Origin of the sequence: Sphingobacterium sp. UBA5789 (genome assembly GCF_002418355.1) — a bacterium.
GTDB lineage: Bacteria > Bacteroidota > Bacteroidia > Sphingobacteriales > Sphingobacteriaceae > Sphingobacterium.
The window spans coordinates 16,450-37,905 of the sequence record NZ_DIDX01000004.1 but is presented as its reverse complement, the minus strand read 5'-3'; the positions used below and the strand labels follow the sequence as shown (position 1 = coordinate 37,905).

General features: G+C 38.9%; 26 protein-coding genes. 6 read left to right on the top strand and 20 right to left on the bottom strand.

All coding sequences use genetic code 11. The features are described from left to right. Positions 1-373: 373 nt before the first annotated feature. Positions 374-1,924: a M20/M25/M40 family metallo-hydrolase gene (locus B4B65_RS09525; RefSeq protein ID WP_293915384.1), complete on the top strand. Its 1,551-nt coding sequence runs from the start codon at positions 374-376 to the stop codon at positions 1,922-1,924. Positions 1,925-2,423: 499 nt separating this feature from the next. Here the strand turns inward: B4B65_RS09525 and B4B65_RS09520 are convergent, their stop codons facing one another. From B4B65_RS09520 to B4B65_RS09490, 7 genes are all read right to left on the bottom strand, one after another. Beyond that, positions 2,424-3,152 (bottom strand): hypothetical protein, encoded by a 729-nt coding sequence (locus B4B65_RS09520; protein ID WP_293915382.1) that lies wholly within the window; start codon positions 3,150-3,152, stop codon positions 2,424-2,426. 177 nt (positions 3,153-3,329) lie between these two features. Continuing rightward, entirely contained in the window at positions 3,330-3,635 is a 306-nt protein-coding gene (locus B4B65_RS09515; protein ID WP_293915380.1) for a hypothetical protein, read from the bottom strand. A 3-nt stretch (positions 3,636-3,638) separates the two neighbouring features. Continuing rightward, positions 3,639-3,929, bottom strand: a complete 291-nt coding sequence (locus B4B65_RS09510) for a hypothetical protein (protein WP_293915378.1) — start codon at positions 3,927-3,929, stop codon at positions 3,639-3,641. Beyond that, positions 3,922-4,416, bottom strand: a complete 495-nt coding sequence (locus B4B65_RS09505) for a hypothetical protein (protein ID WP_293915376.1) — start codon at positions 4,414-4,416, stop codon at positions 3,922-3,924. The genes B4B65_RS09510 and B4B65_RS09505 overlap by 8 nt, the downstream gene beginning before the upstream one ends. Before the next feature lie 27 nt (positions 4,417-4,443). Then, positions 4,444-5,307: a hypothetical protein gene (locus tag B4B65_RS09500; protein WP_293915374.1), complete on the bottom strand. Its 864-nt coding sequence runs from the start codon at positions 5,305-5,307 to the stop codon at positions 4,444-4,446. A gap of 26 nt (positions 5,308-5,333) precedes the next feature. Beyond that, positions 5,334-5,840, bottom strand: coding sequence for a hypothetical protein (locus tag B4B65_RS09495; protein ID WP_293915372.1), 507 nt, complete (start codon positions 5,838-5,840; stop codon positions 5,334-5,336). 214 nt (positions 5,841-6,054) lie between these two features. Continuing rightward, a complete protein-coding gene (locus tag B4B65_RS09490) occupies positions 6,055-6,630 on the bottom strand; it encodes a CAP domain-containing protein (protein WP_293915370.1) in 576 nt (191 codons plus the stop codon). A 411-nt stretch (positions 6,631-7,041) separates the two neighbouring features. Here B4B65_RS09490 and B4B65_RS09485 point away from each other — a divergent pair, with 411 nt between their 5' ends. The 3 genes from B4B65_RS09485 (at position 7,042) to B4B65_RS09475 (ending at position 10,978) form a co-directional block, all read left to right on the top strand. Then, a complete protein-coding gene (locus B4B65_RS09485; RefSeq protein ID WP_201678825.1) occupies positions 7,042-8,064 on the top strand; it encodes an LLM class flavin-dependent oxidoreductase in 1,023 nt (340 codons plus the stop codon). Between the two features lie 13 nt (positions 8,065-8,077). Beyond that, on the top strand, positions 8,078-9,160 hold the full coding sequence (locus tag B4B65_RS09480) for an NAD(P)-binding domain-containing protein (protein WP_293915368.1): 1,083 nt from the start codon (positions 8,078-8,080) through the stop codon (positions 9,158-9,160). 534 nt (positions 9,161-9,694) lie between these two features. Further along, the gene (locus B4B65_RS09475) at positions 9,695-10,978 is read left to right on the top strand and encodes a rhomboid family intramembrane serine protease (protein WP_293915366.1); all 1,284 of its coding nucleotides are present in this window, start codon (positions 9,695-9,697) and stop codon (positions 10,976-10,978) included. Positions 10,979-10,993: 15 nt separating this feature from the next. On the opposite strand, the gene B4B65_RS09470 is transcribed toward B4B65_RS09475, so the two are convergent. Together B4B65_RS09470 and B4B65_RS09465 are read right to left on the bottom strand one after the other, a co-directional pair. Beyond that, positions 10,994-11,509 (bottom strand): O-acetyl-ADP-ribose deacetylase, encoded by a 516-nt coding sequence (locus B4B65_RS09470; RefSeq protein ID WP_293915364.1) that lies wholly within the window; start codon positions 11,507-11,509, stop codon positions 10,994-10,996. Positions 11,510-11,610: 101 nt separating this feature from the next. Continuing rightward, the gene (locus B4B65_RS09465) at positions 11,611-11,883 is read right to left on the bottom strand and encodes a hypothetical protein (protein ID WP_293915362.1); all 273 of its coding nucleotides are present in this window, start codon (positions 11,881-11,883) and stop codon (positions 11,611-11,613) included. Between the two features lie 208 nt (positions 11,884-12,091). Here B4B65_RS09465 and B4B65_RS09460 point away from each other — a divergent pair, with 208 nt between their 5' ends. Continuing rightward, positions 12,092-12,502 (top strand): MFS transporter, encoded by a 411-nt coding sequence (locus tag B4B65_RS09460; protein ID WP_293915360.1) that lies wholly within the window; start codon positions 12,092-12,094, stop codon positions 12,500-12,502. Positions 12,503-12,521: 19 nt separating this feature from the next. On the opposite strand, the gene arsC is transcribed toward B4B65_RS09460, so the two are convergent. From arsC to B4B65_RS09435, 5 genes are all read right to left on the bottom strand, one after another. Then, entirely contained in the window at positions 12,522-12,890 is a 369-nt protein-coding gene (gene arsC, locus B4B65_RS09455; protein ID WP_293915358.1) for an arsenate reductase (glutaredoxin), read from the bottom strand. Between the two features lie 168 nt (positions 12,891-13,058). Next, complete coding sequence (locus B4B65_RS09450) at positions 13,059-13,460, bottom strand: glyoxalase (protein ID WP_293915356.1); 402 nt, start codon at positions 13,458-13,460, stop codon at positions 13,059-13,061. Between the two features lie 11 nt (positions 13,461-13,471). After that, positions 13,472-13,921 (bottom strand): SRPBCC family protein, encoded by a 450-nt coding sequence (locus B4B65_RS09445; RefSeq protein ID WP_201678817.1) that lies wholly within the window; start codon positions 13,919-13,921, stop codon positions 13,472-13,474. Between the two features lie 67 nt (positions 13,922-13,988). Next, positions 13,989-14,372 (bottom strand): DoxX family protein, encoded by a 384-nt coding sequence (locus B4B65_RS09440; protein WP_293915352.1) that lies wholly within the window; start codon positions 14,370-14,372, stop codon positions 13,989-13,991. 84 nt (positions 14,373-14,456) lie between these two features. Then, positions 14,457-14,879: an SRPBCC family protein gene (locus B4B65_RS09435; protein WP_293915350.1), complete on the bottom strand. Its 423-nt coding sequence runs from the start codon at positions 14,877-14,879 to the stop codon at positions 14,457-14,459. Positions 14,880-15,017: 138 nt separating this feature from the next. Between B4B65_RS09435 and B4B65_RS09430 the strand changes: the two genes are divergently transcribed. Continuing rightward, positions 15,018-15,995, top strand: coding sequence for a GlxA family transcriptional regulator (locus B4B65_RS09430; protein ID WP_293915348.1), 978 nt, complete (start codon positions 15,018-15,020; stop codon positions 15,993-15,995). Between the two features lie 27 nt (positions 15,996-16,022). On the opposite strand, the gene B4B65_RS09425 is transcribed toward B4B65_RS09430, so the two are convergent. The 6 genes from B4B65_RS09425 to B4B65_RS09400 all read right to left on the bottom strand — a co-directional run bounded on the left by B4B65_RS09425 (position 16,023) and on the right by B4B65_RS09400 (position 21,453). Continuing rightward, a complete protein-coding gene (locus B4B65_RS09425; RefSeq protein ID WP_293915346.1) occupies positions 16,023-16,607 on the bottom strand; it encodes a YdeI/OmpD-associated family protein in 585 nt (194 codons plus the stop codon). A 10-nt stretch (positions 16,608-16,617) separates the two neighbouring features. Beyond that, a complete protein-coding gene (locus B4B65_RS09420; protein ID WP_409590238.1) occupies positions 16,618-17,028 on the bottom strand; it encodes a DoxX family protein in 411 nt (136 codons plus the stop codon). Between the two features lie 7 nt (positions 17,029-17,035). After that, complete coding sequence (locus tag B4B65_RS09415) at positions 17,036-17,500, bottom strand: SRPBCC family protein (protein WP_201678811.1); 465 nt, start codon at positions 17,498-17,500, stop codon at positions 17,036-17,038. Position 17,501: 1 nt separating this feature from the next. Continuing rightward, positions 17,502-17,822 (bottom strand): ArsR/SmtB family transcription factor, encoded by a 321-nt coding sequence (locus B4B65_RS09410; RefSeq protein ID WP_293915341.1) that lies wholly within the window; start codon positions 17,820-17,822, stop codon positions 17,502-17,504. 227 nt (positions 17,823-18,049) lie between these two features. Further along, positions 18,050-20,110 (bottom strand): glycoside hydrolase domain-containing protein, encoded by a 2,061-nt coding sequence (locus tag B4B65_RS09405; protein WP_293915339.1) that lies wholly within the window; start codon positions 20,108-20,110, stop codon positions 18,050-18,052. A gap of 101 nt (positions 20,111-20,211) precedes the next feature. After that, positions 20,212-21,453: a YdcF family protein gene (locus B4B65_RS09400; protein WP_293915337.1), complete on the bottom strand. Its 1,242-nt coding sequence runs from the start codon at positions 21,451-21,453 to the stop codon at positions 20,212-20,214. Positions 21,454-21,456 lie beyond the last annotated feature (3 nt).

Sequence of the window (21,456 nt, the reverse complement as noted above, 5' to 3'; positions counted from 1 at the left end):
TTTACACTCAAAACTTATTTTATCAATTTCTAACCTTATAAACTTCACCTAATCAACCTCTCTGCCCTTCGGGCATCTCTCCTTAAAAAGGAGAGGGTTAGGGTGAGGTTCTGAACTTGTATTTATAAGCTCTTAAACCTTATAAACTCTATTAACCTTATCAACTTCACCTAATCAACCTCTCTGCCCTTCGGGCATCTCTCCTTAGAAAGGAGAGAATAACTATACAAACAGTTGGCAAGGAAAGCAGTAGAGAGAATTTTTATAAAATAACTTTATTATATTTGGCTATAATCGATTATCTCTTAGGATAAGACATTTGTATGACTTATCCTGAAGTAAATAGCATCTGTATTCTCCAAATTTCTGATCTATGAAAAAGTTCTTTATTATCCTCTTTTTTCTTCTTGTCGTTCTTATCGGTGTAGTTGTGATCAAAACAATGACTTACCCATTTGGAAAAATTCCGCCTTCAGTTGATACAGATACGCAAACCGCTGTACCTGTCAGCGATTCGGCAGTATACCGTTTTGCTCAGGGTATCCGAATCCCGACGGTATCCACAGGTTCTATGGGAACATTTAATTTTGAACCTTTTGAGCGCTTTATGGCTTATCTGAAGGAAGCTTATCCTGAAGTTCACAAAGGCACTGAGCAGTATACAGTCAATAATAAATACGGCCTGGTATTCCATTGGAAAGGCAAAAACAGTTCACTAAAACCAATTTTGTTTTTATCGCATATGGATGTAGTGCCTCCGGGTGACGCACCTGTCAGAAACAATGATTCTACAGTAATATTTAATATTAAAGACAAGCCACTGCCTGCCACAGAAGAAATTTCCAAAGAGTGGTCCTATGCCCCATTTTCCGGAGCTGTCAGTGATGGGCGCATATATGGCCGAGGCACACTGGATATGAAAAGTATGCTTTTTGCATTACTTGAAAGTATGACAGCTCTTATGAAGAATGGATATGTACCTGAAAGGGATATTTACCTGGCTTTTGGCTGTGATGAAGAAGTTGGAGGAAGTAAGGGTGCCAGCGAGATCGCTGCAGACTTCAAACGCAAAGGCCTACATTTTGATGCGGTCTATGATGAAGGGGGAATTATTATGCAAAAGGGTGCTGTAGAAGGTGTTAATACAGATATTGCTTTGATAGGCTGTGCCGAAAAAGGTTTTCTGTCTGCCCGTATTAAAGTCAACGGTCTGGGTGGTCATTCTTCTATGCCTCCTCTGCAGAGCGCTATAGGCAAAGCTGCGATCATTATGCAACGTCTGGAAGAAAATCAGATGAAACCTTATATTTCTCCTGTGATTGGAGATTTCTTTACAAATGTTGGAGGTGATATGAGTTTCACTGCACGCATGGCCATAGCTAACCGATGGTTACTGGAATCTGTACTTTTGAGTAAACTTACCACAAATAATGCGACAAATGCACTTGTGCGTACCACTACAGCTCTGACCATGATGGAAGGTAGTGACGGTACAAATGTTTTATCCCCACAGGTGGAATTTGTGGTTAATTTCAGAATATTACCTGGCAACACTGTCGCTGAGGTAAAAAATCATATTGCAAAAGCTTGTGAAGGTTTCGATGTCCAGATAGAAGAAGTCGATAATACACGGGAGGCTTCTAAAATTTCAGCAACGAATACAAAGGCATATGAGGTTATGGAAAAAACTATTCGCGAAATTTATCCTCATGTATTGATTACACCCTATCTGACTGTAGGTGGAACGGACGCTTATAAGTATGAAATTGTAAGTGACAATGTGTATCGGTTTATTCCTTTTTCCATTAACACTGCTGAGCGCCAAAGTATACATAGCACTAATGAATATATCAGTATAGAAAATTACGGACGTATGATTCAATACTTTTCTTCAATAATGAAAAACTATGATATGAAGCAGTAAATAGTGTACATAAATCTTAGGTTCATGAAACATTATTCCTTCTTCTTTCTAACCTTTTAAACTCTATTTTCCTTATCAACTTCAGATATTAACCTCTCTGCCCTGCGGGCATCTCTCCTTAAAAAGGAGAGAATAACTATGTTAAACAGTTGGCGAGGACGCCAACTGACGCAAAAACAAATAATAAATCCACTCATTTGCGTTTGCTGGTGTCCTCACCAGCAACTGAAACAGATGTGAAGCTTATAAACCCTATTAACTTCTTAAATCCTATCAACTTCACATATCAACCTCTCTGCCCTGCGGGCATCTCTCCTTAAAAAGGAGAGAATAACTAGAGATAGCACTCATCCACTCTCCTTTCTAAGGAGAACCTGTTCCGACTCGTCGGAAGGGTTAGGGAGAGGTTCTGAACTCACATTTATTAACCTCTTAAACCCTATAAACTTCAAATATCAACCTCTCTGCCCTGCAGGAATCTCTCTTAAAAAGGAGAAAATTAAATTTTAACTTCAATATCAGGATTGTATTTCAATGCTTCAGTTTCTAATATTACAACCATTTGTGGTTCTCCTACCGTAAAAAAGCAGGTTTTCTCGTTGACTTTTACTCGAACAAAATAACCATTTCGTGGAGCACTTGTGGTCTTGATGGACTTGATTTCAGCCCAGGGCAGCACAAGTATTCTGGCTAACTTAAATACATACAGATTAGACGATCCCATAATAAATGGTGCATTCATCATAAACTGATTGACCAATCCCAGATAATTATTTACGCTTATCATTTTTTCAAAATGTATGTTATCCAGCTCCATTATAACTTTTATATAGTTTTGGACTGTCTTTTTGAAAATCATCCAGCTAAAAAAACAGGTTAACAAACCTATTCCTAACATACAAATAAGCAATAAATAACTGTCTCTCATTCTGGACTCGTATCTTTCCGGATCCAGTTTACCATTAAAGCTAAGTGTATCTGAAACTGTTATGAAAAACGGGATAAAAGCTGTAATCAAAATAATTCCGATGATAACCCATCTTAGTTGTTGGTATCTGCGTATGATTTTTTTTATATAAGCATCTCTCTTCTCAGTATACAAAAAACCATTATGTGCTTCAGAAAAATTTTCGGCTACAGTTTCGTCTCCTGTACCAACACCTGAAATCTTCCAGAGAAAAGCTAAGGTGAGTACCATGACGCCAATAATGATGAGAAGTATCTGCATTTTGTTTTTTACTTGAAATTATCTTTACATATATCTGAAGCTCATCAGTTCATTTCTCCGAACAGATTCAAGATTCCGAATTACCTGTTTACACTGCTCTCTAATATAAGACCCTTTGCATAATTATTTGTAACATACTCAGAAAATAATAAGGCAAATGCTGATTATACGTGAGAATTAATAAACAAACTGAAAAAAGTACCCGGCAAACAGCATCAATACAATCAAGATCAAACTGATTAGTATCAGACTTGCATTTCGTTTTTTATTCTCTTTCCTTTTATGAAACCTAAAGGCTTCGTACATAAACAGACCAAGACTGATAATAGCTAAAGCAAGGGTCATCTGAAAAAAAGCGATTACGCCTTCGAAATTATAATCTCCGTCATCGACAACCGTATGCTCCTGGATATAATCACTGACGTAATAGATAACCAGTAACAGCAGCAACAGCAGTACTATTCGTATTCCGATATATTTCATAGATTAAGGTTTTTGTCTGTTGATTTTATTAAACCGTTTCATCCAATAGATTATAAAAATGATCAAAATGCTGTATAACGTCAAAACAATAGAAAGAAGCTGAAAAAATGCTTCTCCCACAGCTTGGTTCTCTCCGGAGCAATCAACCTCGCTTCCCCATATGTCCATACCCTTTTCTCCCTCATACATACAGCTCGTACAGGCCAGATATTCGGGGACCACGAGTCCCAGATAAAAAATTAGTAAGACAGCGTATACCGTCAGCAAGAATATGAAAAGGATTTTTCTAATCATTCCACCCTATTACGCTATCTGTTTCTATATAACTGGCTTCTGTTTTCCTTGTTGGAATTATTTCTATCACCTGCTCATCTGCGTATTCTTCCGGATCAAACATTTGCCTTACTTCGATTTCATAATAACCGTTATCCAGATTCATATACCAATCAGCCTGTTTTTTGAGCGGCAATGTTTCATCATCAAACTGAGCAGCCATAGTGAGATCTGTATAGTTAACGAAATATATCCTTCCGTTTGTCACTTCTATCTCTCTTTTGAATTCTTTATAGCTTTTCTGAGAAGAAGGTTCAGTCATTATTCGCAAAAGCCAATCCCCTCCTTCGTCACTCACCTTCCATACAATACAATGTAGGTTATTCATTTCCCGGACAAAGTGTGACTGTAATTGTTCCAGTGACCAGTCTTCATGTACAAAAGATCTGTAAGTATCATTATTTACTATTGCAAAGATGCCATCTTCATCATATACTTTTAGTTCCATTACCTGTGTATGTTTTAGCGTTTAGTTTTATTTTCTTTGTATTGCGATCAGTTCCGGTGTAAAGATTTGTGGTTCAAATTTCAGCTTTACTTCCTCTCTTTTGTCAATCCACTGCGCCCGTTTCTCTACTATAAAACGCAGACGCTGTTCTGTAGTCAGATCAGGAAGTGTGTACAGGTTAGTATGTTCTCCTTCCAGGCCTTCCATCTGTGAGTAGGTTCCTGTAATTTTTACTTTATACTTTTTTTCAAACTGTTCTATAAATACAGGGTATTCCCCGATTATATCCCACATCGGATCTTTCGGACAACATCTGGATCCATAGCTTTCACGTCTGTATATAGACGTCATCTCAGCAGGAACCGTGGGTTTTGTATACGTTATCTTTGGTTCTGCACCACTGGTCAGATAGGCACTGTCTATTTGAATCTTATCTGCATTTCGTATAATCCGGTAATAATAATGTGCTGTTGGCGGTTCTTCATATACACTAGTTCCAAAAGTCCCAAAAATGTCCTGATTATATCTGATTTCAGGTATAATCAGGATAAATTGCCGGATAGAAGGATAAAAGCTCAGGGGATTGCGGAATAGAGATATAGGTATCTTTTCATGCATATAGAATACATAAGTAGCATCAGGCTTTTTCGGCAAAGGAATATCCAGCAGATAATTGCCTGATAACTTTGCTATATGCTTCTGCTCTACAGGGATCACATGATGATACGTTTCTGCCAGCCATTCCGGGCGTATACTGTCTGGCACATGATAAGACAGCATATCTATTGTATGTACAGCTTTAGCGACTGATTGTGCAGGAGTGTCTTTGCAACTTGTATATATAAAAATTATACAGGCACATGAAACATATTGAGCGAATAATCTCTGCATCTTACATTGAAAATTATCGGATACGCTTACCCTTCTGTATTTATTTTGATTCCGGCTTTATTAAGAAATTCGATCTGCACCTCTTTAGATTTGTCTGCAGCTTTATCGATACTTTCTTTTTTGAGAATCAACTCCTTACGGATGGCATCTCTTGACACCGAATCCTGCTCTTCTATATACTTGACCAGCAAGGGAGCGTATCCGTCTCCGATTTCTGTCATATAAGCGATTGACGCATCGTGAAATTCATTGGCGATCTCACTATGTGTCAGTTCCTGTGCTTCTGCCTTAATTTGGTTAGTATATCTACTAAGGCCTTTCACACTATTTAATGCCATATCATAAGAGATTTCGTTATTTGCTTTGCTGATATTGTATTCTCCATTCATGAGCTTTTCGTGGCTCTCATCCACTTTTTCCATACAATTCAGAAACAGGCTGGACATTTTTTCGTTATATCCGTAATCGTATTTACCGCCACATGAGGTCAATACCAATAAAGCAATAATTGCTGAAAATAATGTAGTCTTCATATTTTTTTAAGTTTTATACTGCAAATAACAACTTCTTATATAAAGTTGTTTAGCTCAATCAAAATTCGTTGTGCTTCTTTTATTATTCGTTTGTAAAGAAGCTTTAACCGATTTGTATAAAACACAAAAAACGCGCTACTTAAAGGGTTCGCGCGTTCATTATATCCTAAACATTCTCTGCTTTATGCAGGAAATCTCTATGTACGATTTCTTCTTATTGTAATTGAGTTCCAAACAATTGTACCCAATAAAAACCAGCTCCGGGTGAACGGGCTGCTCCCATTTCTTTGACATCTGCCAGCATAATGTTCTTACAGTGACCATAACTGTTTAACCACGCTTCTACCACTTCCGCTTCTGTACGCTGTCCTCTGGCAATATTCTCTGCCGCCAGACGGTAATTGTATCCGTTATTTTTCAACCGTTGGCCAAAGGTGTTTCCTTCGGGACTTGTGTGAGAAAAGTAATTTCTTGTTTCCATATCCTGCGCATGCTTAACAGCTGTGCCGGCCAGTTTTTCATTCCAGATGAGTGCCGGTACGGCTGGCATTCTGTCTACCTGCTTGGTATCTTTGTCTGTACATTCACAGCCTGCTACTCTAACCTTATTGACCAGCTGCAGGATAAGTGTATTATCTAAATTTGTCTTAATTTCAGATTTATTTTTATCAGTCTGTGTCTGATTTCCGGTTGGCTCAGCTTCTTTATTATCTGCCGATTTTTCACAGGATATTGCACAAAGCCCTAAATAAATACTCCCTAAGAGTATGAATAATCCCCTTTTGTTCATTTTGTATTGTTTCTAATAGTAAGTGTTCTTTTTTTCGGGTTTACAAACAGGCTTTGTCTCCCCTTATTAATATGCATTATTTTTGTATAAAATCAGGCCATACTCAAATTGTTCAAATACTGTAACCCCGGATGCTATCTGCAGTAAGCCTGATTTTTTCAGCTGCAAAGATAGAAAGGAGAATGATAATGTTGAAAAAACAATATGTTATCCTGTATTTTTTAATAGCAGCTACAGTACAAATATCTATCCAAATTTAAATGTGTTTAAAAACAGCTTTTAACAGATCTTTATGACTACTTTAGAAAATACTGTTTTTTTATTTACATGTAACGGACAATCTGCAGAACCTGCAAAACAATAACATTTGTTAAATTTGACATATAGTTTATCAACGTTCATAGTGGAATCATGAAAAAAATAGGTTTTTTATCCTTTGGTCACTGGGCCAATCATCCTGCATATAGCACACAGACGGCAAGTGATACCCTTCTGCAGTCTATAGATCTGGCAGTAGCAGCAGAAGAGCTCGGTATAGATGGGGCTTACTTCAGGGTACATCATTTTGCGAAGCAGCTGGCGTCTCCTTTTCCTTTGCTTTCAGCTATCGGAGCCAGAACCAGCAAAATTGAGATTGGCACCGGAGTGATCGATATGCGCTATGAGAATCCGTTGTATATGGTGGAAGATGCCGGAGCAGCCGATCTGATATCGGGCGGGCGGTTACAGTTAGGTATCAGCAGAGGTTCTCCCGAGCAGGTTATCGATGGTTGGCGTTATTTCGGATATGCACTTTCTGAGGGTGAAACAGATGCAGATATGGGACGAAGGAAAGCGCTGGAATTTCTGGAAGGACTTCAGGGAAAAGGTTTTGCTGAGCCCAACCCCTATCCTATGTTTCCAAATCCACCGGGTTTGTTACGCTTAGAGCCTCATTCGGAGGGTCTCAGAGATCGTATCTGGTGGGGTGCTGCATCAAATGCCACAGCTGTGTGGGCGGCACAGAACGGAATGCTTCTTCAAAGCTCCACTCTTAAATATGATGAAAGTGGTAAGCCTTTTCATGTACAGCAGGCAGAGCAGATCAGGTTATATAAAGAAGCCTGGAAAGAAGCGGGACATACGCGCGAACCACGTGTATCGGTGAGCAGATCTATATTTGCACTGGTCAATGATCAGGATCGTTATTATTTTGGCCATGAAGCTGAAAGAGACGATAAGATCGGAATGATTGAAGCAGATAAACGGGCCATTTTCGGCAGAAGTTATGCTGCAGAACCGGATCAGCTTATCCGTGAACTGGCACAGGATGAGGCCATACAAGAGGCAGACACACTCTTGCTTACTATCCCCAATACATTGGGAGTAGAGTATAATGTACATGTACTCTCTTCTTTTTTGGAACATGTAGCTCCTGGCCTGGGATGGCGGTAATCTCGATATATGTATGGTAAAAAATCTCCGCTTTAAAACTAAGATTGTTGTTATTGGTGCCGGTCAGGCTGGTCTTTCATCAGCTTATCATCTCAAAAAAATGGGTCTGGAAATTGGCCGGGATTTTATTATTCTCGACGAAGCTCCGAATCCGGGTGGTGCATGGCAATTTAGGTGGTCCTCACTTACACTGAGTACAGTCAATAAGATTCACGACCTGCCGGGAATGTCTTTTGAAGAAACGCTGGATACTGATGAAAAGGAAGTACAGGCTAATGTCGCTGTTCCGCATTATTTTGATGCCTATGAAAAAGAATTCGGGTTGCAGGTATATCGCCCTTTAAAGGTCGAAACCGTCTATAAGCATGAAAATAGATTTTATATAGATACAACTGACACGCTTTTTTCTGCCCTGGGTATTATAAATGCCACAGGAACCTGGGAAAATCCTTATATCCCGGAATACCCGGGACAAAATTTATTTAAGGGAGAGCAATTACATACTAAAGATTTCAGGAATGCGGATTACTTCCGGGGCAAGCATGTTGTTATTGTTGGTGGTGGTATTTCTGCCATTCAGCTACTGGATGAAATCTCTAAAGTCACTTCGACTACATGGGTTACACGCCGCCCTCCGGTATTCAGAGAAGGCCCGTTCGATGATGTTGCCGGACATGAAGCTGTAGCTATGGTGGACGAACGGGTGAGGCAGGGATTGATACCGCTGTCCGTGGTATCTGTAACCGGATTGCCCTATTCTGAAGCTGTTCGGGACATGGAAAAGCGTGGCGTACTGAATCGGTTCCCGATGTTTAGTGAGATAACGGCTTCCGGTGTAAAATGGGAAGACGGGAGAGAACAAAATGCAGACGTTATACTTTGGAATACGGGCTTCAAAGGATCGTTGGAGCACTTGAATCCGGTAGTTCCAAGAGAGGACGGTGGTGGAATCCTGATGGATGGAAGACTGGCAACCCAAGTTGCAAAAGAACCCCGGATTCATCTGGTAGGTTACGGTCCCTCCGCCTCTACAATCGGTGCAAACCGGGCGGGAGGAGCTGCTGCCAGAGAACTTATCAAGACATTAGGGTTGTAAACCCTTTCTCTGAAGAAACAGCTAAAACCAAATAAAGACGAAAGTTTATAGGTATATACATAGCCGAAAAGGATTTGTTTGCAATATTCAAGACGTAATAGTAAATTAGTAAAACCATTATTTTACAACCAAACCTAATTAAACCTTCTAGTTTATGAACATTAAACATCCTATTGTGGCTCAATTTCTATGACAAAATCTCTATAAAAAGGAATACACATACTAAAAACAACAACTAAGAAAAGCAACCTTATATCAGGAATGGATTCCTACATTAAAAAACTCAAACATATTATCCCCATATTTCTGATATCCGTAATAGCATGTACTTTAATTTTACTGCTTGGAAGATGGATTTTTACTATAAAATTTCCACTGCTTAATATTAAGGAAAGCATATGGGAGTTTTGGATCCCAATAACTCTCCCGGCAATCCCCATTATATTCTGGTTAAGACAGCGCTTCCGTCCACTTATTTACAAGAGAAATAAAGATGATGGAAAAATATTTTTGATTATGCTTTGCTGGTTAACCATGACAGCAGTTTCAGCCATTACTCAAAATTATTTCACAACATCAACCGGAAAAATTAAAAGGCCGACAAGTGTAAACGAAATAACAGCTACGGACAATATACGTTACTATCAATTAGGTAATTTCAATATAGACACCACTTTTACAGGAGTTTATGTAGAAGCAGACATAGGAGGAAAGTATGATCAGGACCTGAATTTTACTGCTTATTTTGTTGTACCTATAATGGATTATACCAATGCTGATTTATCCGTAATTCCCAAACATTGGTATGCAATACAATACTCTAAAAAAATCAGCAATAGCCTTAGTTTGGATAAGAAAGAAAAACTATACGCTGATTTTTTCAAAAAATCTGTCAATAATATCAAAACCTACAATTTTCATAATCTCAATCATTTCGAGAAAACTCCAAAATCCGATACTAAAGAAAATTTTCAAAAAGCTATTGCATCAATTATTCGTGTTCCAATAGATGATTCCTTTATTATTTTAGAACCTCAACAGGGAAAATATGAGAATCGGAATGGCAATAAATTTATTTGGATCTTCGGATCTTTTGGTATAGGTCTGCTTATTTTACTAATTGGTCTATTAAAACCTGGTTTTAGTGAACTGGAAAGTAGGAGATTAAAAAGCACAACGACTCATAAAAAAGATGATTTTATATTTGCATTACGCTATCTGATACCCAAAGGAGATCATTTCGGAACCAGTATTATATTAGATCTCAATATTATTGTTTTTCTTGCAATGATTTTCTTTGGAGTAGATATGATGTCTCCGGATACAAATGAACTCATGAAATGGGGAGCTAACAGACGTTATGAAACCACGCATGGTGAATATTGGCGTTTATTGACGTGTGTATTTATACACGGAGGCCTTCGCCATCTCATACTTAACATGTTTGGTCTTATATTGGCAAGTATTATGTTAGAGCCACTTTTGGGATGGAAAAAATATTTTATGCTATACATATTGACAGGTATTTGCGCCAGTCTTACAAGTATATACTGGTACTCTAATACTGCAAGTATTGGGGCTTCAGGAGCTATTTTTGGTTTGTATGGTGCCATTCTAGCTCTGCTTATCTGGGATGTTGTTAAGAGTAAAAAGCCAAGTTATGGAATGCTGTTTTTTGCTATTATCTATGTAGGAATAAACTTATTATGGGGAATGATAGGAGGAATTGACAATGCAGCTCATGTAGGCGGACTCATTAGCGGGTTAATAATAGGCAGTGTACTGCTTAAAACACTGCCAGTTTCAAGTTATTCATAAATAAATTCCGGGATCTTATCTTTTATGAAGTATCTCTTTGTACAAGTCATAGTTTTCCTGATCATAACACACAAAAATAACCTCATCAATTTGAGTTGCATTATTTAAAAATTCAGACACGGTTTGTATCGCAATTGAGGCCGCAAGATTCTTCGGAAATTTATAAATACCTGTACTTATATTTGGAAATGAAAGAGATTGAACTTTATTTTCTTCTGCCAATAGCAGACTATTTCTATATGCTGAAATAAGCAATGATTCTTCATTATGCTTGCCGCCATTCCATACAGGCCCGACAGTATGGATTACAAAATTAGCGGGTAGATTACCTGCAGTAGTAATAACGGCCTCTCCTACTTTACAGCCACCTTGTTTATTTCTGATTTTTTGGCATTCGTAGAGAATTTCGCTACCACCCGTCTTATGTATAGCTCCGTCTACGCCACCGCCTCCAAGCAGTGAAGTATTTGCAGCATTGACTATGGCATCTACTTTAATTTTAGTAATATCTCCTTTTATTAACTGAATCATTATTTTCTTTATTTCATATGAACTATGCAAACATACTCTTACTTAGGTAAAAATGATATTATACATCTCCATCTATACTTTTTTACATACCTCAAACATTTTTATTTCCATTCATAAGAAAGTGCTATGACTATATTTGCAACAGCCTTATCAGCTAAATTATAATGTTTTTTAATGTATGTTTGACTGGCTTTACATCCTGAAACCAGATCTTGGTTCTTCCATAGTTCGCCATCCCCTGCCTCTGTCCATATTTTGTTAAACAGATTTACTTCATCCTCTCTTAACGCCTTGTCCATTAAAACAAATGCGTGAAATGTCCAGGGTTTTGACCAGTCATTAAAGCTTAATATTTTATCTTCAAGAGTTTTCATAATATGGTGAACACTCCAAAAATATGCGAAAGTTTTCACAAAAAAACATAAATAATAATCTATCTACCCATTTATAAACAACTTATATTTTTATTCTATAAAATCAGATTTCAAACAATAAGTAAGTGTCATCCAGCTGTTTTTTCCATTTGTTTATAATATATTTGGCCATTAAACAGATTTTATAAAATAAAGCATCTAAACACCTATGAAAGCCAGAAGAGCCTTTTTCATCAGTCTTGTATCTGTTATCATCGGTTCCATGCAAATGGCCTTTTTCCTGCCGGATGGTGTATCCTGTATTGATGGTACAAGCTCTTTACTGGATGGGATTTTATTCTATATGCCAATCCAGTTTGCAGGTGTATTCTTACTGAGCCTGCTGAATCAGAAAACAATGGATTACTTTCTTTTGGCAGCTGTGTTGTTTTTTTGGATATGGATAAATAAAGTCGAATTTACGCACAGGCACGCCTGTTGGTCTACCTACACTGATGCAGAGCTTATCAAAGCCGTATTACAAAAATCGGCCTTTACCTGCGGAGTTTCCATTGCCTTGTTAGGTGTATTTGTGAACTGGTACAACCGATTATCTGTTAAGACAAGAGACAGAGAGTAAGAATTGTCCTCTTGATTTTTTAGGTTAGGTCTCGTTCTCCCCCATCTGTCAGCAGATCAATTATCCGTTCTGTGGGACGACCAATCACGGCCTTACCATTTCTGACAACTATAGGCCGCTCTATAAGAACAGGATATTGCAGCATAATATCAATCCACTCTTCGTCTGTATGCAGAGCATCTTTAAACTTTTCCTCAAATACAGCTTCATTGTGTCTGATCAGCTCCAGAGGTTTGAGTTGAAGCATATCCAAAAGCCTGATGAGTTCTTCTTTGTCAGGAACATCCTTTATATACTCCTGTATTTCTACTTCCGGTGTATATTCTTTCAGCAACTCCAGGGCAGCCCTACTTTTACTACACATATTATTATGATATATTTTGATCATACTACGATTTAGTGGTATTGGTTTTCAAAAAATCAGATTCTTCCGATGATCAAATGTATGAAAAACGGCTTAGAATGAAAAAATAGCTGATTCGGAAGTAGGATCAGAACCAGCCAAGGAATTTTTAGTTAGTGAAAGTATTTTGTGTATACCTTATTAACAGCCGGATTAAACAGCCAGCAACCATCTCACATCATATCGGTCTGTCACTTCAATCAACGATTTTGTTTCCTCATCTTTTGTCCATGAACTTATGAAAGCTGGCACCAACTTTTCCAGAAGCAGTGTCCGGGATTGAGCATTATTACACAACAGAAAAACAGCAAGATAATTACCTGTTTGCCGGCCTTCATCCGGGACTAAGTCTGATCCGTAAATAGAAACACTATCTGAAATCAATGAACCGCTGATGACCGGAACTTTTTCAAATCCGTGCAGATGCTGTTCCATCATCTGGAATTGCAACTGCCCACCAAAACAAGATTGATAGTAAGTCAGCGCCTCTTGACAGTTGCCGGCAAAGGAAATAAATACCCCACTTTGAAAGAGATTATGTGATTGATGTAACATCCGTCGTTAAATTATGCATCCGGTATTTGTGGTTCCACAAGTCTGATCATTTTGTCCAGCGATTCCTGCCAACCCAGATAGCACATCTCTACTGGTATCATATCGGGAATACCACTCTGTTCGATATGAAGCTCTGTACCACAGGAAACCTGACGTAATGAAACTGTAGTTGTCATTTCTCCCGGCAGATTGGGATCATCAAACTTATCGCTGTACTTGATAAACTGGTTGGAAATAATTTCCTGATACGTACCACCAAAGGAATGTCCGTGACCAGTACTGAAATTAATAAATGTCATACGGAATTTTCCTCCTACTTTGAATTCCATTTCCTGGACAGTACATAGAAAACCATAAGGTGGTATCCAGGTGGCATGTGCAACCGGATCTGCGAAAGCACGAAATACTTTTTCAGGACTTGCTTTAATTACCCTATGAAGGGAAACAGTGTTCGTTTTCATCTTGATTGAGATTTTAAGTATAAATATTCAATTATTATAGCTGATAACGCTATTTTACATTCCTATCTTATTTTGCAGCTCTGCTATGAACAATCTTTGGATTATAACAGTAAGAAAGAATGAGTAAAGCTAATACAGCCAATGGCATGAGCATGTATGCAACTACCTGATCAACATATGCATGGCTGATAAATGCAAAAATCAGACTAAACGTAAGTCCTGCATATGCCCATTCTTTTACCTTTACAGGAATAGCAGGAAGAGAGATTGCTATCACACCCAGCACTTTACAAATAATAAGTGCATAGGCAAAGTAATCCGGATAGCCTAATGGCTTTGTTCCGGCATTGACATATTGCGGAGCAAAAAGCAGAGTACCCAGTGGCATTAGACCTTCCCAAAGAATGAGAATGGCGGTAGTTATCCAGAATATTATTTTGTTCTTTTTCATAAGTATATAATTTGGTTTTTAACGCTTAAATGGCAACTGTATTCATTACTGTTGTTTGTGCGAGTTAAGATTCCCTCTGTAAATCTAATAAGTGGATTCTACATATTTCTTGAAATTGCTTATTATAGCCTGCCAGCCCTGTTTCTGAAACTCGGGATCGTTCTCCGTTTCTGCATCAAAGGTTGTTGTGATTGTTGTTGTATCTCCCTTACCGCTGAATAATGTACTGACTTCACGTCCGTCCGACATGGTATAACTGATTTTTTCATGCAAGTCGACCTGTTGATAAGTTCCTTCGAAATCGAAGCCAAAGCTTCCATCTCTGGCTTCCATCCTATTACTGAACTTACCATTCACACGAAGGTCATTTTGGCTGGCCGGGCAGTGCCAGCTTGGATCTGCAGCATTCCATTGCATAATATCTTCAGGTGTATTCCAGGCTTTCCAGACTATTTCTACAGGAGCATTGACTGTTGCTTCTACTGTGATTTGTGGTTGTGTTTTCATCGCTTTCAATTTATCGTTTATATTGTTATTACAAAGTTGCGACAGTTTCTGGAATTCCTGACATTGTAAAAACGTCAACTTTAGGGGTAGATTACGACAAAAACTATATGTATCTTTACCTGACTAAATTAATAAACCATGCAAATCTCCGTTTTCGTCCCTCAATACGGTACAATAGAAGGTATCACCCCGGCATTCAGAACCTTTCATACAGCTAATGAATTTCTTAGTGTATTTGGTAAAAAACCTGTATTTGAAGTAGAATATGTAGGATTACAGGAATATGTACCGGCTAATAGCGGGGAATACAGTATCAGGACTAATCGCTTACTTCGGGATGTAACACGTACAGATTTGCTGATTATCCCACCTGTTTTTGGCAGTATAGATGCAGGTATTGCAGCTAATGCAGAGGCTATTCCTTACTTTACCAGACTCCATACGCAGGGAGCCAGTCTTGCAAGTCTTTGTGTAGGTGCTTTTTTACTGGCAGAAACTGGATTGCTTTCCGGCAAGAAATGCTCTACACACTGGGCATATATCAATGAGTTTAAAGAAAAATATCCGGACGTTGAAATCGAAGACGGTGCGGTAATAACAGCACATGATAATATCTATAGCAGTGGCGGTGCGAGTAGTCTGTGGAATCTGATTCTCTATCTCGTTGAGAAATATTCTGACAGGGAGACCGCAGTGTTAATAGCAAAATATTTTGCTCTGGATATCAGCAGAGACAGCCAGTCTCAGTTTGCTATTTTCAGGGGACAACGCAATCATGAAGATACCGATATCCAGAAAGTACAGGATTATGTAGAAAAGCACTATGAAGATAAGATCACGATTGATGATCTCGCTAACCTCAGCAGGATGGGGCGCAGGACCTTTGAAAGACGGTTTAAAGAGGCAACCAACAATACGCCAGTCGAATACATCCAACGGGTCAGAATAGAAGCTGCTAAAAAATTTTTCGAAGCTTCGCGAAAGAATGTATCGGAAGTGATGTATGATGTGGGATACAGCGATACAAAAGCTTTCCGGGATATTTTTAAAAAGATAACGGGGCTGACACCGATAGAGTATAGAAATAAATTTGCAAAGGTAACCAGTGAGATCTGATGATGATCAACACCGATAACGATACGATCACTCATCATCCAGTCCTTTACCATCCAGAATATGCTGGTAGTATTTTTCTATCCGTGACTCTCTTGTTGAGGCTTGCTTCGCCTGATTAAAATAAAATAAATATCCCTTTTGCCGTCCGGGGGTCAGATTATGAAAAGCCTTTTCCAGTGCTGCATCGTCATCCATTGCCTGTTGAAATTCAGCTGCCACAGGATAATCAGCTGTTTTTTTCATTTCCACTTTTTTTCCTGATTGTTCAATTTCTACTGCTTCCCGAATATAATCGGCTATAACAGTTCTCAGTTCCGTGATCTGTTCGCTGTTTGTGAATCTGATTTGTCGTGCAGCCTGTACATTTGCTGTCTGTTGGATTAAAATATGTTCCGAATCTGTCATCAGAGCACCTTTATGAAATAATAATGCACAATATTCTTTGAACCCATGAATAAGGACAATATTCTTTCCATTAAAGGTATAACATGGATGCATCCATTTAAAATCTTCCAGCAAGTCTGTATTTTCAGAGATGATTTCGCGCAGTAAATGAAATTCTGTACTCCATTTTTGGTTACGCTCAAAAAAGTTGTTGGCAGCTGTATTCATAAGTATCAATTTATATTTTGTCTGACATAATTTTTCTTTCAGCAGGTCTGAAATACCAGGATATAAGGATAAGTAGCATAAAGGTAAAGGACGCAATAGCTTCTGAAAAACTATCTCCCGCAGCAATATGCGAAAGCGTTGCTCCGGACATAGCAAAAAAGAAGCCGGCATAGGCCCATTCTTTAAGCAACTTAAATTTAGGAATTAAAATAGCGATGACACCTGCTATTTTCCAGATACCCAGAATGTACATCAGGTATACCGGATAACCCAGATGTATTATTCCTTCGGCACTTTTTTGTGCTCCGGATAATTGCGCCAGACCTCCTGATAGCATTCCTGCGGCCAGTAATCCTGTAGCTGTCCAGTATGTAACCTTTTGCAGTACTGAAGATTTTGCAATGTTTGTTTCTCCCGTCATAATCGTATTATATAAGTTTATTACATACACTTTGCAACCTGTCATGTGCAAGACTAATTCCCTGAGCAAAAGGCATCTGCAGCAACTGATTCCGGTATGCTACCGATTTAAAAACAATCTGCATGGTAAGCCGGCTACTCTCTTCTGTTATTTTTTCAAATGAAAGGTATTCAAGCTGAACAGGAAAAGGACTGTTTTCCATCTCAAAAGTTCGTGTAATCCGTTGATTGGGGACAAATTCATGAATTGTTCCGTTTGCACGAAAGACCACATTGCCATTATGAGAGGTTTCGAAAGCATATGAGCCATGCGGCTTACTTTCCAGTTTCAACACTTTTGTCCCCATCCATTGTTCAACAATATGTGCCTCTTCATACGCTTTGAAAAGCAGATCTACAGGGAGATCAAATGTTCTTGTGATACTAATTTCCTGCTTGTTATCTTCAGCACTCACTTTTGTTTTATGTTCCATTTTATTTGGTTTTATATTGTTTCATAATGGCTTCCAGTTTATTAAAACGTTCGTCCCACATCTGACGGAATGGTTCAATAAAATCAGCTATCTCCTTCATTTTGTAAGGATTCAGCTGGTAGGTAATCTCTCTTCCGTTTTGTTCAGATGTCAATAGTTCACATTCCGTCAGAATCTGCAGATGTCTGGAAACTGTAGGCCTGGCGGTATCAAAGTTGGAAGCAATAGCTCCTGCTGTCATAGACTGCGTTGCCACTAAAAGAAGTATTGCTCTTCTTGTCGGATCTGCAACGGCCTGGAAAACATCTCTTCTTAAGTTCATTTTATCAGTTATATAAATGTCGATGTAAAAGCTCAGGACTTCAATATGAAGCCATTTGACTACAAATATAAATGTAGTCATTTGACTACGCAAATTTTTATGAAAATAATTTTAAGGATACATAAATGTATCCCCGGAGGATTAGACTTAGTTATAAGAAATAAAGTAGGATTCTGAATATAAAAAAAGAACACAGACTCGACTGGTATGACGTGTCTGTGTTAAGATTAAGGCAGGATATTTTTTCCGGAGATCCAGATATTCTCACTACCGTACCCGGAAGGTTCGGAACTGGCATCAATTTCTAAAAGACCTCCCCGGTTAATCTCTTCGTGCGATAACCATAAGCGTTGAATATCCTTCCCGTTGAGTCTTACCCTTGCGATATATTTATTTTCATCGCCAAAATTATGTACTCTAATCTGTAAGGTATGCTCTGCTCTGTGAAGATTGATTTCCGGAAATAAAGGTACATTGAGATAGTATACCGGATGGCCGATCACAGGTTGATGCAGTCCTATGGCTGTGAGCGCAAACCATCCCGACATAGCACCGGCATCATCGTCCATTGTTCGGATATAGGCTTTGGGTTCATTTTTATAAATCCGGTCTATGAAAGGATCTATTCCTCTGCTGTTGTCGTTGAAGTAATATTGGATAACTGTATCTACGGCTAGCTGATGAACCAGAGACTGATATTTCCAGGGTTTTTCACTGGCATAATACAACGTAGGAGACTGCATATCCGGTTCATTGGCTCTGTTAAAATAATGCCGATCATAGAATTCATCCAGTTGATTTGTAAATGCCTTTTTTCCTCCGGCCAGATCTACCAGTCCCCCAATATCAAAAGGTACATTCCAACGGTACTGTCTGATCGTTCCCTGATACATATTTCTTGCAGACATACGATCTACATCATTTCGGGATAAATCTTTGAATTCTTTCTGCCAGACAGTTTTATAACTACTGGCTCTCTGTGCATAATGTGTCCCCTTTTTATCAAAAAGCTGTGCCATAGCCCACATATCGTAAGCTGCTTCTAAAGCTTTATCCGGTTTTGAGAAATCAAACCGGGCTGTATCGCTCACCAATGAATCTTTTATAGCATCAAAATGGATATCGTATCCTTTATTCCTGGCATCCAGCAGCACTATTGCCGCATGTTCGGTACGAACTGAATTGGCAGGTTCATTTGGGCCGGCAAAGTCAAATTTACCGTATCGGTACAGGTCAGAAATGGATGAGACCACATCCTGATACAATTGTGGATAAAGCAACTCTAATAAAGGCAGTTGTGTTTTATAATTATCCCATATAGCCCAGCCATGATAACGTTTTCCTTTAGCCGAGTGAATCTTTCCATCGGTACCGGAATACTGTCCGTCTGCCTCAGAGATTTGATAAGGAGACTGCAGGGTACGATAAAATAAGGAATAAAATAGTTTTTCTCTTTCAGGATCACCTTTTACTTCGATACCGGAGAGGTAGGTATCCCACTGTTGAAAAGAGGCATTCCTGACATCACTGTATGAACGGCCTGTATTACGTTTAAGCGTCTCGGATGCTTTTTGTATACTGACTGCAGAAAAAGCAATCTGAAGGGTTACTTTTTCGCTGTTTTCTTCCAGATGAAGGGTTAACTGATCCCCTTTCCCCTGCCAGGTACCGGCTGAGGAAACTTTAATAGCATAATGGATCGTATAAATCCCTACTCCACATGTTGTACGTGCTCTGACCGAACCCTGGAGTATTCCGTCCAAACCGATTTGATAGGTGTTGGATACAAAAGCATTATTGAAAGCATGAGCAAGATCTAAATGAAATCCTTTCTTCCCTTTTGGAAAACTATACTCATGAATGCCAAAGTTATTATCAACAGCAAAAGCTGCTTTGATAGTATTACTTAATCCGATTTCATAAAATCCGGGGCCGGCCTGCTCAATCACTTTTAACAACGGTTGATGATCATCCTGCTCCCCAAGAAAAGGTTTGACCAGAATCAGCCCGCCACTTCCCTTACAGCCTACTCCTTCAAATCTGTTATGTGTGAACCCCAGTATCTCTTTTGCAAGATGCTCATACCCCATATGCAAGGTCGGATAGGTCTGTGGAGCAATACTCATCTGATGAAAAGCAGCTGATGCTGCAGGTGACATTTGTCCGTGGTCTCCGGAAGAGCCCAAAAACACATTTGTAAGCGATGCTTTGGATTGAGCGTGTACAAATGGCTGCGAACTTAGCATCAGCAACATACAAATGGAAAACAGGCGAATAAAATTTTTCATAGATACAAAAAGCAGGTCGATCAAGACCTGCAAAATACTTTTAATTTTTAATAGTTAATAACTTCTTTGGCAAAAAACTGCTACATCATGCTGCATAACTTTCAGGGATCCATAGGTTCATCCGGATCAATAGTCAAGGCCTCTTCACGTGGTTTGAATTCAATAATGACTTCACTGATTCGCTTACCTAATACATAGGGTACATATCCCAGTTCTCTTACGCAACGGTCAGCCATCTTCTCCACCGCGTCGATATGAGGTATGCTGCTGTTAACGATTGCGTATTTGTCTGCCGGAAATCCATAATGTAGTAAGATGCGAGCTGTATTGCGCATATTAGTGGTTGTATGTCTGGCATGCGGATCAATAAGAATAGCTTCTTCCGGGACATTCAATGCCTGCATCAGATACTTTTTCATCTCTATAGCTTCTATGTAGGGAGTTTTGTAAGGATGTACACGTCCGCCGGAAACTACAATGAAAGGTGCAAGTCCCTGAAAATAACTCCGGGCAGCCATCCGGCAACGCAGCATACCACCAGGACTGATAGGTTGATCATACACCTCCGGTCCGGCTCCTAATGTCAGAAGCAGACTATAAGGATAGCGTTCAAAGTCTGTTTGTCGGATCGCATCATAAGCTTTCTTATTTTCCAGCTGTATCAACGGTTCCAATTGTGCGGCATCCCAACGTTCATTGACTTCTAATAGCCGAACAGCTGTCCACAGGGACTCATAAAAAGCTTCTTCAGGGTTACGCACGTCTTTAAGAATATCCTGCGCTACATCTTTGAGCAGATACGGATATGCTTTTTTTGTGACATCAAAAGAAATAGAATCAATCTTAGGATAGTTGGGTTTCTTTGCTCCCGCATATACATCGATAACATAATTCATAGCATTCAGATCCTGACGAAGTGCCTTTTCCAGATAAGCACGCTCTCCTGCAGACACATCCATACCATATGTGCGTGATGGAATTAATTTATTCGCAACAAAAGCTTTTAACTCTTTATTTGTTTGAAACTTCCTGCTAAAAACAGAGATAATCTTTTCCACTTCCTGTTCTTCCCATCTGAATGCCCGGAGAAAACAGGCTACATCTTTGCAATTAGCAGATTCGATATATCGCGCATGTCTTTTTTCCAACATACTGTATATATCCTGATCGGACAAAATAGTATGGGTAAGCCCGGAATCCTGCGCCAGCAGAAATGTGGCATAATAATTCTTGGCAATTACCCAGTCCTGAGGTGTCTGATATGCAGAAAAATTCTGAGCCCCGGAGACATGACTAAAGCATGTCCCCAGTGTCAGCATTATTAATTTCAAAATAGTTTTCATGAT

Bases quoted from the DNA above. Each gene is read 5' to 3' on its own strand.
- B4B65_RS09525 (WP_293915384.1), top strand. From the start codon at position 374: ATGAAAAAGTTCTTTATTATCCTCTTTTTTCTTCTTGTCGTTCTTATC.
- B4B65_RS09520 (WP_293915382.1), bottom strand. From the start codon at position 3,152: ATGCAGATACTTCTCATCATTATTGGCGTCATGGTACTCACCTTAGCT.
- B4B65_RS09515 (WP_293915380.1), bottom strand. From the start codon at position 3,635: ATGAAATATATCGGAATACGAATAGTACTGCTGTTGCTGCTGTTACTG.
- B4B65_RS09510 (WP_293915378.1), bottom strand. From the start codon at position 3,929: ATGATTAGAAAAATCCTTTTCATATTCTTGCTGACGGTATACGCTGTC.
- B4B65_RS09505 (WP_293915376.1), bottom strand. From the start codon at position 4,416: ATGGAACTAAAAGTATATGATGAAGATGGCATCTTTGCAATAGTAAAT.
- B4B65_RS09500 (WP_293915374.1), bottom strand. From the start codon at position 5,307: ATGCAGAGATTATTCGCTCAATATGTTTCATGTGCCTGTATAATTTTT.
- B4B65_RS09495 (WP_293915372.1), bottom strand. From the start codon at position 5,840: ATGAAGACTACATTATTTTCAGCAATTATTGCTTTATTGGTATTGACC.
- B4B65_RS09490 (WP_293915370.1), bottom strand. From the start codon at position 6,630: ATGAACAAAAGGGGATTATTCATACTCTTAGGGAGTATTTATTTAGGG.
- B4B65_RS09485 (WP_201678825.1), top strand. From the start codon at position 7,042: ATGAAAAAAATAGGTTTTTTATCCTTTGGTCACTGGGCCAATCATCCT.
- B4B65_RS09480 (WP_293915368.1), top strand. From the start codon at position 8,078: ATGGTAAAAAATCTCCGCTTTAAAACTAAGATTGTTGTTATTGGTGCC.
- B4B65_RS09475 (WP_293915366.1), top strand. From the start codon at position 9,695: ATGACAGCAGTTTCAGCCATTACTCAAAATTATTTCACAACATCAACC.
- B4B65_RS09470 (WP_293915364.1), bottom strand. From the start codon at position 11,509: ATGATTCAGTTAATAAAAGGAGATATTACTAAAATTAAAGTAGATGCC.
- B4B65_RS09465 (WP_293915362.1), bottom strand. From the start codon at position 11,883: ATGAAAACTCTTGAAGATAAAATATTAAGCTTTAATGACTGGTCAAAA.
- B4B65_RS09460 (WP_293915360.1), top strand. From the start codon at position 12,092: ATGAAAGCCAGAAGAGCCTTTTTCATCAGTCTTGTATCTGTTATCATC.
- arsC (WP_293915358.1), bottom strand. From the start codon at position 12,890: ATGATCAAAATATATCATAATAATATGTGTAGTAAAAGTAGGGCTGCC.
- B4B65_RS09450 (WP_293915356.1), bottom strand. From the start codon at position 13,460: ATGTTACATCAATCACATAATCTCTTTCAAAGTGGGGTATTTATTTCC.
- B4B65_RS09445 (WP_201678817.1), bottom strand. From the start codon at position 13,921: ATGAAAACGAACACTGTTTCCCTTCATAGGGTAATTAAAGCAAGTCCT.
- B4B65_RS09440 (WP_293915352.1), bottom strand. From the start codon at position 14,372: ATGAAAAAGAACAAAATAATATTCTGGATAACTACCGCCATTCTCATT.
- B4B65_RS09435 (WP_293915350.1), bottom strand. From the start codon at position 14,879: ATGAAAACACAACCACAAATCACAGTAGAAGCAACAGTCAATGCTCCT.
- B4B65_RS09430 (WP_293915348.1), top strand. From the start codon at position 15,018: ATGCAAATCTCCGTTTTCGTCCCTCAATACGGTACAATAGAAGGTATC.
- B4B65_RS09425 (WP_293915346.1), bottom strand. From the start codon at position 16,607: ATGAATACAGCTGCCAACAACTTTTTTGAGCGTAACCAAAAATGGAGT.
- B4B65_RS09420 (WP_409590238.1), bottom strand. From the start codon at position 17,028: ATGACGGGAGAAACAAACATTGCAAAATCTTCAGTACTGCAAAAGGTT.
- B4B65_RS09415 (WP_201678811.1), bottom strand. From the start codon at position 17,500: ATGGAACATAAAACAAAAGTGAGTGCTGAAGATAACAAGCAGGAAATT.
- B4B65_RS09410 (WP_293915341.1), bottom strand. From the start codon at position 17,822: ATGAACTTAAGAAGAGATGTTTTCCAGGCCGTTGCAGATCCGACAAGA.
- B4B65_RS09405 (WP_293915339.1), bottom strand. From the start codon at position 20,110: ATGAAAAATTTTATTCGCCTGTTTTCCATTTGTATGTTGCTGATGCTA.
- B4B65_RS09400 (WP_293915337.1), bottom strand. From the start codon at position 21,453: ATGAAAACTATTTTGAAATTAATAATGCTGACACTGGGGACATGCTTT.